Source organism: Halomonas sp. DP3Y7-2 (genome assembly GCF_019800795.1).
In the GTDB taxonomy this organism is placed as follows: domain Bacteria; phylum Pseudomonadota; class Gammaproteobacteria; order Pseudomonadales; family Halomonadaceae; genus Halomonas; species Halomonas litopenaei_A.
Window position 1 is genome coordinate 157,431 of record NZ_JAHVKJ010000001.1, and the last position, 10,881, is coordinate 168,311.

Consider the following 10,881-nt stretch of genomic DNA (forward strand, 5'->3'; position numbering starts at 1 on the left):
ATGATTCTCCCATCCTGCTCTTTCTCTTTTTGTCGCAGTACGGTGGCCGGCCTGGTGCTGGCGCTTCTCTGCGGCTTGACCACATCGTCGTCACTGGCCGCCACCCTTCAGGTCACCCCGGAGGTGGCCCTGCAACGCTGGATAGATCAGGCGGCTCCCGGCGACACCCTGATGCTGACACCAGGCCACTACCGAGGCCCGGTGGTCATCGACAAGCCGCTCACCCTGAACGCCACCGATGAGGCCGCGACCCTCGATGGCAACGGCAGCGGCACCGCGCTGACATTGAGCGCACCACACATCCGGATAACGGGCTTGACCATCACCCGCTGGGGCGATGACCTCACCGCGATGGACGCCGGCGTTCACGTGGAAAAGAACGCCCAGGGAGCCATCATCGCGCGCTGTCGGCTCGAGGGTCCCGGCTTTGGTATCTGGCTCGACGGCGTCGAGGATGCCCAGGTACTCGACAATCGAATTCGCGGCGATATCCGGCTACGTTCCCAGGATCGCGGCAACGGGGTCCACCTGTTCAACGTGCGCCGGGCCCGGGTCGCGGGCAACGATATCCGCCAGGTGCGTGATGGCGTCTACATCGATACCAGCAGCGACAGCGTCATCGCCGACAACCGGCTCGAGGACCTGCGCTACGGCGTCCACTACATGTATGCCCACGACAATACCGTGACCAACAACCTGACCCGCCACACCCGCACCGGCTATGCCCTGATGCAGTCCCGGGGGCTGACGGTGACCGGCAATCGCTCCGTTGAGGATCGCAACTACGGCATCCTGATGAACAACATCACCGAAAGCCGGGTCATCGACAACGACATCTTCCAGGTGCGCCAACCCCGTGATGCCAACGACCAGGAGCAGGTCAGTGGTGGCGATGGCAAGGCCATCTTTGTCTACAACGCCCAGTTCAACGAGATCCGTGGCAACCGGCTCCAGGACAGCGATATTGGCCTGCACCTCACCGCAGGCTCCGAAGACAACCTCATCAGTGGCAACGCCTTTATCCATAATCGACGCCAGGTGAAATATGTTGCCACACGCCAGCAGGAATGGTCCGAGCACGGTGGCGGCAACTACTGGAGCGACTACCTGGGTTGGGACCTGGACGAAAACGGGGTGGGTGACGCGGCGTACCAGCCCAACGATGCCATGGACCTGCTGTTGTGGCGCCACCCTCAGGCCCGGGTGCTGATGATGAGTCCCACCGTGCTCGCTCTGCGCTGGGTGCAGCGCGCCCTCCCGGTGTTCCGCCCTCCTGGCATCACGGATAGCGCCCCGCTGATGTCACCTCCCAGACCTCCACTCGCCGACAGAAGGCCCTCATCATCATGACCTTCGCCATCCACTTTGACGATGTCAGCCTCGAACACAACGGCACCAAGCGACTGTCCCACCTCAGTTTCGAGGTGGCCCACGGCGAAGTGCTGGGGCTTCTCGGCCACAATGGCGCCGGCAAGACCACCAGCATGAAGCTGATGCTGGGACTCCTGGCACCGACGTCCGGTACCCTCCAGGTGCTGGGATATCGTGCCGACCGTCTGGATGACCCCGATTTCCGTCGGCGCCTTGGCTATCTGCCCGAAAACGTTCGCTTCTACCCCCATTTAAGCGGACGCGAAACGCTCGCCTACCTGGCCAGGCTCAAGGGCCAAGCTACCCACGGAGTACAGGATCTCCTGGACCAGGTGGGCCTCGGTCATGCTGCCGACCGGCGCCTTGCTACCTGGTCCAAGGGCATGCGCCAGCGCCTGGGGCTGGCCCAGGCATTGCTGGGAGAACCCCAGCTACTGCTGCTCGATGAGCCCACCAGTGGCCTTGACCCTGCCGCCACCGAGGCCGTCTACGAAACCATCGCCACGCTAAAGTCGCGCGGTGCAACCATCGTCTTGTCCTCCCACCTGCTGCCCGGGGTGGAGCCGGTCATCGATCGTGCGCTGATTCTCGGCGAGGGGCGAAGCCTCGCCTGTGACCATCTCGATAGACTGCGACAGCAGTTCGCTCTGCCCTATGTCATCGAGGTATCTGGTCCATCTGAAGAGCTCGGCCTTGATCTGACAAGAGAGGGTATCTCGGCCCGCACCAACCTTTTGCCGGGTGGACGACTCAGGCTTGAGGTCTCTCCAGAGCAGCGCCTTGAGGCGCTGCGACTGTGTATCGCCCATCCAGCACTCGAGGATCTGGATATCCGTCCCCCAAGCCTTGAAGCGCTCTACCGCCACGTCCAGTCAGGGGCCGCGTCCGAGGCGATGCCCTGCAGTCCCCATCGGTCCACTCTGTTGAAGGAGCCAAGATGATGCAGCCCCTGATGACCATTGCATACAAAGAGTTTCGGGATGGCCTGCGCCATCGCTGGGTACTGGGCATCGCGATACTGCTGGGAGTGCTGGCCATGGGTATCGCGGCCTTCGGCGCCGCCGCCAGCGGCGGACGCGGTTTCACCGAGCTGCCCACCACGCTGATCAGTCTGTCGACGCTGGCGATGCTACTGATCCCCCTGATCGCCCTACTGCTGGCCTATGACGCCATCGTCGGCGAGGACGAAGGCGGCACCCTGCTGCTGCTGGCCACCTATCCCATCTCCAGGCACACCTGGCTACTGGGCAAGTACCTGGGCCATGCCTGGGTGTTGGGCCTGGCTACCACCATCGGCTTTGCTGTGGCGGGAATCGTGATTGCCATTGGCACGCCCCAGGCAGCCTTGATGGACACCCTCCTGGGTCTGGCCACCCTGATTGCCTCAAGCCTGCTGATGGGCTGGTCATTCTTGGCCATGGCCTACTGGATCAGCGCGGGAGCAAGCAGCAAGCAGACCGCCGCGGCTCAGGTGCTTGTCGCCTGGTTTCTGTTTGTGCTGGTGCTGGATCTTGCCCTGCTCGCACTGCTGGTGTTGGTGCGTCAGGGAGGTAGTTGGCTGCCCTGGCTGATGCTGGCCAATCCCGCCGAATGCTTCCGCCTACTGATACTCGCCACATTGGATGCTGCCCATACCGCTGACCTGCCAGCACTGGCGGGCGTTGCCACGCGCTCCCCCGCGGTGCTGGTCAGCGTATTGATCGCCTGGATCGTTCTCCCGCTGAGCCTTGCGGCGCGTCGCTTCGCGAAGCGCTCTCTCTAGTTCCAGTGACCTGCCGTACCGGCCACGCTCAGGCCGGGGCTTTGCGGGCTCCTGTGCTTCTTGGCATCAGTACATCCGGGGGTGAACAGCCCCGCCCCCTTACCTTTTACGGAGCAGTTTCGCTATGCCTATTTCACCGCCTATCCGACATATGATCGCCTGCATTGTGCTCATCGCACTAAGTGCCTGTAGCGATAGCCAAAACAGCTCCACTGCCGGCCCGGTTCCCATCGGGCAAGACGATATCTGTCACGTCTGCGGGATGGTCATGACGGACGTCCCCGGCCCCAAGGGCGAACTGTCCTTCCAAGGGGAATCGTCACCGCTCAAGTTCTGCTCGGTATCGGAAATGATGGTCTTTCTCCAACAGCCAGAGAACGCTGATCGACGCGCTACAGCCTGGGTGCATGATATGGGCTCAGGCGATTGGCTGCGGCCGGAAAGCCACACCTTCATCGATGCCCAGTCCGCTTGGTATATCAGTGGTCACTCAAGGCGGGGAGGCATGGGACATGCCCTTGCCAGCTTTGCAGAAAGGGATGACGCGGTACGTTTTCAGCAGCGCTATGGGGGAGCGCTAGTGCGCTTTTCAGAGCTCTGATTTGAGTGCTTACATGACATCCAAATCAGCAAAAAACATGACAAATACCTCTACGGAGGTATTGAAACTAGCCCAATGCGATCATTCAAATTCATTAGTGCATTTTTTACGCTTTTATAGAAAAGTTCCATGCTACATTCAAATTATGATGAGTGAACATTAGTCTCCATAAGGGTGAGATTTATCCTTAACATAAGGTAATTGATATAGGTCACGTGCTGTAGGATTTTTCATACGTTTATGCGCTTTAATGCTCTACAGCTGCGTTAGTATTGCCCTCCCCTGATAGAGTCGAACCCGATGAAGAACTGGCTCTATCACTCTTTCACTGCCGCCCTCGGGCGCCGGGACACGACCCATGCACCTCACACGTTTTACTGACTACTCTCTTCGCGTTCTCATGTATCTGGCGGAATCAGGTAATGAGCGTACTACCATCGCCGAAATCGCCTCGCGCTTTGAGGTATCACGCAACCATCTGATGAAGGTCGTCCAGGAGCTCAGCCGTCTAGGCTATGTGTCCGCAGTGAGGGGCAAGCACGGTGGGCTATCGCTCAAGCATCCCCCCGCCAGCATCCACCTGGGCACCTTGGTAAAGGACACGGAGCACAGCCTGGCCTTGGTGGAGTGCGATGGGGACGACAGCGCCTGCTATATGGCACCGATCTGTCGCTTCAAGCACATCGCCAACGAGGCCTTGGCAGCGTTCCTGGAAGTGCTCGACCGCTACACGCTGGATGATCTGATGACCACCGACTGCCGCCAGCGCCTGCACACTCTGAAACTGATCTCGCTGACAGCGGAAGCCGAAAGCGCCTGATCGAGACCGGCTAAGGCCGGGACAGCGACGCCCGTGAGTGCTAGCCTCCTGAGCTCTGTCTCAAGCACTGCCAGGAGCTGTCATGCCGTTTTTGCTGTCCCATGCCTTTTCCGTTCACCGAGGTATCCGCCGTAGTACCAGCAGCCTGCTTGGCATGGCGATCCTGGTAGGCGCGCTGACCAGCTCCCAAACCGTATTCGCCACCAGCTTCAATACCGCCGACGGACAACGTCACCAACGCTGGCAGTCGCTGACGGCCTCTCTAGGCGGGGAGCGACATGTACGCGCCCTCGAAGACACCAGCTACAGCGATACGCTGCTCAGCATCAATGCCACGGCAGGGCGCTGTGCCATTCATTGGCTTGAGCTGAGAAGCAGCCTGGGGGAACGTCAGTCGCGCAGTGAAGTGGTGAACCGCGTGCCCGTCGATATTCTGGTGGATGAGCAGACCGCCCAGACCGGGACGGCAGTGCTCTCTACACAGCGGGGCGATGATGGTCTGTATGTCTACGTCGAAGATCTGGACATGCCGCTGCTGGAGTCACGCCTGAGTACCGGCAGTACGCTGCATCTCCGGCTGCGTATGACCGAGCAGGAAAGCGACTATTGGTTTTTACGCTTCTCACTGGCAGGCGCCGATAAGGCGCTGTCGCGCTTGAACCGGTTGTGCACTCAAGAGGCAGGCGACTCCTCCGACTCGCCCTCTATCTCGCCATGACGATCTAGCCTGTACGATCTAGCCAGGACGATACCCTTCGGCGGACTCGGTCTCTGTCAGGGGTCCTCTGCTGGTCTCACCCATCAACCACTGCTGGGCGAACTCTTCGCTGCTCAGTGGACGCGATAGCAGGTAACCCTGGCCATGGTCGCACCCCAGCTCGCGCAGGGCCTTTAGCTGAGCAGCGGTCTCGATGCCTTCGGCGACCACGGTCAATCCCAACTGCCGTGCCATAGCGATGATGGTCGCCACGATGGCGTGATCGTTGCTGTCCGTCAGCATATCGCTGACAAAGGACATGTCGATCTTGACCGCCTCCACCGCAAAACGCTTCAGGTAGGCAAGGGACGAATAGCCGGTGCCGAAGTCATCGATAGACAGCGAGAAGCCTCGCTGGCGGAGATCGTCGGTGATTCGCACGGCTTGCTCAGGGTCCTTCATGAAGCCGCTCTCCGTGATCTCAAGCCCAAGCTGTTGCGGCGAGATCCCATAGCGACTGGCAATGTCGGTCAACTGCTTGGCCAGGTCTGGGTCCTCAAACTGTGCGGCAGCCAAATTGACGTGCAGGCGATGCGGCAAGCGCGTCAGCGAAGCGTCCTGCCACTCTTTCAGCTGGCGACAGGCGCGCTCCATCACCCAGCTGCCCAAGGCCTCGATCATGCCACGCTCTTCGGCGATCGTGACGAACTCTGACGGGCTCACCCAACCCAGCTCGGCATCGAACCAGCGGCACAACACCTCGGCCCCAACGAGAGCCCCACTGCCCAACGCCACGCAGGGCTGAAAACACAGTTCCAGCCGCTCTCCGGCCAGCGCATCATCGAGGCGCGCAGCCAGCACCAGGCGACGACGCAGGTCACGACCCATTTCCGGCGCATAGAAACGATAACCGCTGCGGCTTTCCTTGGCGTGATACATGGCGATATCGGTGTGTTTCAGCAGTTCTCTAGGCCCATCCCCATCCTCTGGGAAGAAGGCAACGCCGATACTTACCTCCACGTTGAAGCGATGACGGTCATGCACCACCGGAGCATTCAGTGCACTGAGCAGTCGCCCCACGACCTGAGCCGTTCCGATTTCGTCAGCTCGCTCGACCATGACCACAAACTCATCGCCGCCCAGGCGGGCCAGGGTACCCTGCTTGCCCAGGCAGGCGCTGAACCGTGCAGCCACTTCCTTGAGCACCTGGTCACCTACATCGTGGCCCTGACTGTCGTTGATTTCCTTGAACCGATTGAGGTCCAGAAACATCAGCGCGACCCGGTGTTGCTCGGTGCGCGCCAGGGCGATAGCACTCTGCAGACACTCCATGAAGTTAGCGCGATTGGGCAATCCGGTACCGGGGTCAAAGAACGCCAGTCGGCGGATATGGGCGTCGCTGCGTCGCCGCTCCAGCTCCGCCGACGCGCCTGCGGCAAAGATGCGCAACAGGTGCGACACGGGCTCTGGGTCGTGCAAAGGCTCACGAAACAGCACGAACAATGTCCCAATGGCATCCCCGCTAGCGTCTTCCAGGCGGCGCCCTACGTAGGCCTCCACACGGAACCCGATCATCTCCTGGGCACGTGGGTAGCGGTCGCTTACCCCTCGCGCAATAACGTGTTCCAGGTCGCGAAAGGCATCGTCGCAAGGCAAGCCTTCAAAGCAGTAGTGAAACGGTGCCACCGGCTGACCATCCACCAATCCAGCCAACAAGGTAGCCTGTAGCGGGACACTTTCTTCCACCCGGGACACAAAGACACCGTCTGCTCCCAGAGCCTTGGCCAGCCGACGCACAAACTGAGAAAAAAAGGCGTCATCACTGCGGGCCGTGACCACTTCCGCCATATCCAGCACCGCCTGCTGTGTATGGCGTTGATGCTGGTGCGCACGCATGGCCTGCAGCCCAAACGACAGATTGCCCGCCAGCTCCCTCAATAGCGCCAGCTCACCGTCGCTGGCGCGATAGGGCGTGTCCATCAACAGCACCATCACCCCCCGGCGCCCACTCCCCAGATGCAGCGGCAAGGCGATTTCAGCCCTCACCCCGAAGCGCTGGACCCAGTTGGGGCGGTCTTCCATGTCGGCGTAATCGGCCACCAGGTGCTCTACGTCCTCGCGAAGGGCTCTCCCGCTCGGTCCCTGTCCGTGGCGTCCGTCAGCATCCCAGCTGAAGCTGGCATGGCGCAGCAGCTCATCGGCACCGCCGGCACTGGCCAGCGGCAGAATGCGATGGTCGGGTGCGTCCTGGGCCAACCCTGCCCAGGCATAGCGATAGCTCCCCTGATCAACAGCCAGTCGACAGACCTCTTCAAGTACGGCCATTTCGTCCGTCAACCGGATCACGGCACGGTTAACCAGACGCAGCAGTGTCAGGGCGCGATGGGTTCGCTGCAGCTGACGATTGGTGGCTTCCAGTTGAATCGCGGTAGATGCCAGCTTGCGCTCGGTGCGTTGATGGGAGAGTTCAGCGCCGCAGCGGGCACCGGCAATTCTCAGCACCTCCTCCACCAGATGTTGCTGGCGCAGAGGGTGGCGGTACAGCGCCACCAGCACCCCGTGCAACTCTCCATCCGGCCCATGCATGGGAACTCCGGAGTAGGCCTGGGCATTGAACTCACGCAACCATTGGTCGTCGGGAAAGGCATGACAGACGTCTTCGGTATAGCTGCAGGCGCCACTGACCATGGCGCCATGGCAGGGTGTCCCCGCCGACACGTATTCGATATTCGGCAGGCATTCACCATCCACATACAACACCAGCGTGCGCAGCCTCGTGCCGTCCCCGACGGGCACCGCCACCACCAGTGCATCTGCGTTAAGAATCCCCGCCAGGCGTTCTACCAGGTGAACAAAGAAGTCTCCCCCCACTTCGCGAGAGAGGCTGTCGGCAAGGCGCTGAAAGGCTCGGCGGGCGTCCATCTTCATCGGCTGAGCGACCCATCCCTGAATCAGGCATTCGATGTATCGAGAATAGCTGAATTGGGGCAGACATCGCAGTGGGGGTTTCCACGCTACAGGCCATGGTGATGAAAGCTGACGATGCAGCCTGTTCTACCAGCGCCTATGCTGTTGGGTGACACGGCGATGTCACAGACGCTCGCCTACCGCACGCCGTTTCCAGGCAACGCCTCTTGCAGCGGGAGCTACGCTCATGGCAGACGCCACTACAGTGGCTCTTCCTCACTGCCACAACCACTATCTGGTGATGCGCCATGGACATAGCCAGGCCAATGCCAGAGGACTGATCGTGTCTTCCCCTACCCACGGCTGCGAGGGCTATGGCCTGTCTGCCAAGGGCGAGGAGCAGCTGCAGCACCGACTCGACAGCTGGCATCTAGCGACACCGACACATATCGTGCACTCCGACTTTCTGCGTACCACCCAGACCGCCGAGCACGTCGGCGCGTATTTCTCGCTCACGCCCACGCCCGACCAACGGCTTAGAGAGCGTTTTTTCGGTGATTTCGACCAGGGCCCGGATAGCGCCTACGCCTCTATCTGGGGCCACGATGCCGAGAACGCCCATCACCACCTTCAAGGCTGCGAGAGTGTCGCAGACGTTGTCCAGCGTATGATCGCGCTGATCATCGACCTGGAGGCCCGCTTGCACCACCAGACCATCCTGCTCGTCAGCCACGGCGATCCACTGCACATCCTGCTGACAGCCGCCAGCGGGCAGCCACTGTCGGCACATCGTGACCAGCCGCCACTGGCCCCGGCAGATATCCGTCCTCTGATAGTGGGCGCCGATGCCGCTGGCACCACCTCCTCCTGACGCCCTTTCTACGGGTCTCTGACGGGCGGTCGGCCCTCGCCGGTATGTCTCCCACGTGACCAGCACCTTCCCGACCGGCAGCCCTGCCAAGCTCATGGCTGTGCACAACACTGTGGATGATACAGAGATGTCCTGTGGAAAAGTCGCGGAAGCACGATCAACGCCTATCCAGGCCGACAAAATTTGTGCAGCCATCGGATAGAAGCAGCGACTGTCATGAATCTCGTACTTTTAGCGCCCGATTCTGCGAAGTTCGTACCAAATCATCACTCGCTCGCATGATATGTTGCGAACCACACCTCTATCTCTCTCAGAGGCATCGCTCCCAGAGGCATCGCTCTCAGATGCCTCAGCCTCGACGCGGCCAGCCAAGGCGTTGTGGTCGCTGCCGAGCATTTCACTGACACAGGACTTTATCGGCTCGCATGATGGAACCCACGTCTCAGCACCGCGGCTTAGCGGTGGATGGCCAATCATCGCGCGCCTTGCTGATGTCGACGAGTCACTGCCAGGACACGAGCGATCATCTTGCCCTGGGGCTGCGCCACAGAGTAGAGCGGCCCGGCAGGTTAGGGGTGCCCAACCAATGACGCTGCTCAGGACTCGCCAGTTCCTGCTGCTACAGGGCCCCTGCTCACCGTTCTTCACACAGCTCAGTCGTGAACTGCTGGAACGTGGGCACGGCGTGCATCTGATAGACCTGTGCGGCGGTGACCTGGTCTACCGCTGGCGGCTAGGCAGTCGTCGGTTTCGCGGCGGGATAACGGACTTTACGTCACAGATTGCCACCTGGATGAGCCAATGGCGGATCACCGACCTTGTGGTGTTTGGTGATCAGCGCCCTCACCATCGAGCAGCGATCCAGGCTGCCCGGCAGCTTGCACTGCACGTCCAGGTGTTTGAAGAAGGCTACCTTAGACCCCACTGGATCACCTTGGAGCCGGATGGCGTCAACGGCTGCTCCCAGCTCCCCAAGGACCCAGACTGGTTTGTGGAAGCCGCTGCCAGGCTCGGCCCACCGCCCCCTGCACAACACAGCCTCAGTCCCTTCAGGGTGCGTGCTACCCATGACGTCCTCTACCACCTGGCCGGGCTCTCCAATCCACTGCTGTTTCCCGGCTACCGCGGCCACGCTCCTGTCAGTGCACCGCGCGAATACGCCGGCTATCTACGGCAATTGACGCGCAAGCGTATTGACCGCGCCAGCGAAGCTCGTCGCCTGAGGGAGTTTCTTGGCCATCCTGGGCCTTACTTTGTGCTGCTGCTGCAGCTGGACAGCGATGCGCAGATTCGCTGTCACTCAGACTATCCCGACATGGTCAGGGTACTGCGCGAGGTACTGCTTTCCTTTGCTCAGTTTGCTTCTCCCGACGCGCGCTTACTGGTCAAGAATCATCCTCTCGATCCGGGGTTGAGTGGCCTTCGTCGGCATACCCAGAGCATGGCAAGGGAGTGGCAGATCGATCATCGCCTGCTGTTCATCGAGGGCGGCGACCTCAATCACCTGCTGCCTGCCGCCCAGGGAGCCATTACCGTCAACAGCACCTCAGGCTTTGTGGCGCTGGAAAACCATTGCCCTCTACTTTCCCTCGGTAATGCCATCTACAACCTGCCGGGCCTGACGCTATCTCGACGTCAGGTACCAGCGGACTTCTGGCATGCACCGCCCCGCCCAGACGGCAGGCTATTCCAGGCACTGAAAACGACATTGCTCCACACCGTTCAGCTCAACGGCAGTTTCTACTGCCGCCCAGGCATCGCACTGGCGGTCCACCACAGCGCCCGTCGCCTGTGTACCGAACGCTCTCGACTCGAGGAGTTGCTGTCATGCGTGCCATGCGCTGCGTAGGCC

9 protein-coding genes are annotated in these 10,881 nt (G+C 60.9%); 8 read left to right on the forward strand and 1 reads right to left on the reverse strand.

Annotated features, from left to right (window positions below; translation table 11 throughout):
* The 6 genes from KUV45_RS00700 to KUV45_RS00725 all read left to right on the forward strand — a co-directional run bounded on the left by KUV45_RS00700 (window position 1) and on the right by KUV45_RS00725 (window position 5,272).
* Window positions 1-1,350, forward strand: a complete 1,350-nt coding sequence (locus tag KUV45_RS00700) for a nitrous oxide reductase family maturation protein NosD (protein WP_222162403.1) — start codon at window positions 1-3, stop codon at window positions 1,348-1,350.
* The gene (locus tag KUV45_RS00705) at window positions 1,347-2,312 is read left to right on the forward strand and encodes an ABC transporter ATP-binding protein (protein WP_222162402.1); all 966 of its coding nucleotides are present in this window, start codon (window positions 1,347-1,349) and stop codon (window positions 2,310-2,312) included. Before KUV45_RS00700 ends, KUV45_RS00705 begins: the two co-directional genes overlap by 4 nt.
* Window positions 2,309-3,133, forward strand: coding sequence for an ABC transporter permease (locus KUV45_RS00710; RefSeq protein WP_224851943.1), 825 nt, complete (start codon window positions 2,309-2,311; stop codon window positions 3,131-3,133). The genes KUV45_RS00705 and KUV45_RS00710 overlap by 4 nt, the downstream gene beginning before the upstream one ends.
* Window positions 3,134-3,284: 151 nt before the next feature.
* Entirely contained in the window at window positions 3,285-3,734 is a 450-nt protein-coding gene (locus KUV45_RS00715) for a nitrous oxide reductase accessory protein NosL (RefSeq protein ID WP_224851955.1), read from the forward strand.
* Between the two features lie 358 nt (window positions 3,735-4,092).
* Complete coding sequence (locus tag KUV45_RS00720; RefSeq protein WP_222162400.1) at window positions 4,093-4,554, forward strand: Rrf2 family transcriptional regulator; 462 nt, start codon at window positions 4,093-4,095, stop codon at window positions 4,552-4,554.
* 82 nt (window positions 4,555-4,636) lie between these two features.
* Complete coding sequence (locus KUV45_RS00725; protein WP_222162399.1) at window positions 4,637-5,272, forward strand: hypothetical protein; 636 nt, start codon at window positions 4,637-4,639, stop codon at window positions 5,270-5,272.
* 18 nt (window positions 5,273-5,290) lie between these two features.
* Here the strand turns inward: KUV45_RS00725 and KUV45_RS00730 are convergent, their stop codons facing one another.
* Window positions 5,291-8,179, reverse strand: a complete 2,889-nt coding sequence (locus KUV45_RS00730) for an EAL domain-containing protein (protein WP_222162398.1) — start codon at window positions 8,177-8,179, stop codon at window positions 5,291-5,293.
* A gap of 226 nt (window positions 8,180-8,405) precedes the next feature.
* On the opposite strand from KUV45_RS00730, the gene KUV45_RS00735 reads away from it, so the two are divergent.
* Together KUV45_RS00735 and KUV45_RS00740 are read left to right on the forward strand one after the other, a co-directional pair.
* Window positions 8,406-9,029, forward strand: coding sequence for a histidine phosphatase family protein (locus KUV45_RS00735; protein WP_224851942.1), 624 nt, complete (start codon window positions 8,406-8,408; stop codon window positions 9,027-9,029).
* 586 nt (window positions 9,030-9,615) lie between these two features.
* Window positions 9,616-10,878 carry a capsule biosynthesis protein gene (locus KUV45_RS00740; RefSeq protein WP_222162397.1) on the forward strand — a complete coding sequence of 421 codons (1,263 nt, stop codon included), beginning with the start codon at window positions 9,616-9,618 and terminating at the stop codon, window positions 10,876-10,878.
* The last annotated feature ends 3 nt before the right edge of the window (window positions 10,879-10,881 follow it).

Excerpts from the sequence above, each read along its gene's own strand:
- KUV45_RS00705 (WP_222162402.1), top strand. The coding sequence starts at position 1,347 with ATGACCTTCGCCATCCACTTTGACGATGTCAGCCTCGAACACAACGGC.
- KUV45_RS00710 (WP_224851943.1), top strand. The coding sequence starts at position 2,309 with ATGATGCAGCCCCTGATGACCATTGCATACAAAGAGTTTCGGGATGGC.
- KUV45_RS00725 (WP_222162399.1), top strand. The coding sequence starts at position 4,637 with ATGCCGTTTTTGCTGTCCCATGCCTTTTCCGTTCACCGAGGTATCCGC.
- KUV45_RS00700 (WP_222162403.1), top strand. The coding sequence starts at position 1 with ATGATTCTCCCATCCTGCTCTTTCTCTTTTTGTCGCAGTACGGTGGCC.
- KUV45_RS00740 (WP_222162397.1), top strand. The coding sequence starts at position 9,616 with ATGACGCTGCTCAGGACTCGCCAGTTCCTGCTGCTACAGGGCCCCTGC.
- KUV45_RS00715 (WP_224851955.1), top strand. The coding sequence starts at position 3,285 with ATGATCGCCTGCATTGTGCTCATCGCACTAAGTGCCTGTAGCGATAGC.
- KUV45_RS00735 (WP_224851942.1), top strand. The coding sequence starts at position 8,406 with ATGGCAGACGCCACTACAGTGGCTCTTCCTCACTGCCACAACCACTAT.
- KUV45_RS00720 (WP_222162400.1), top strand. The coding sequence starts at position 4,093 with ATGCACCTCACACGTTTTACTGACTACTCTCTTCGCGTTCTCATGTAT.
- KUV45_RS00730 (WP_222162398.1), bottom strand. The coding sequence starts at position 8,179 with ATGAAGATGGACGCCCGCCGAGCCTTTCAGCGCCTTGCCGACAGCCTC.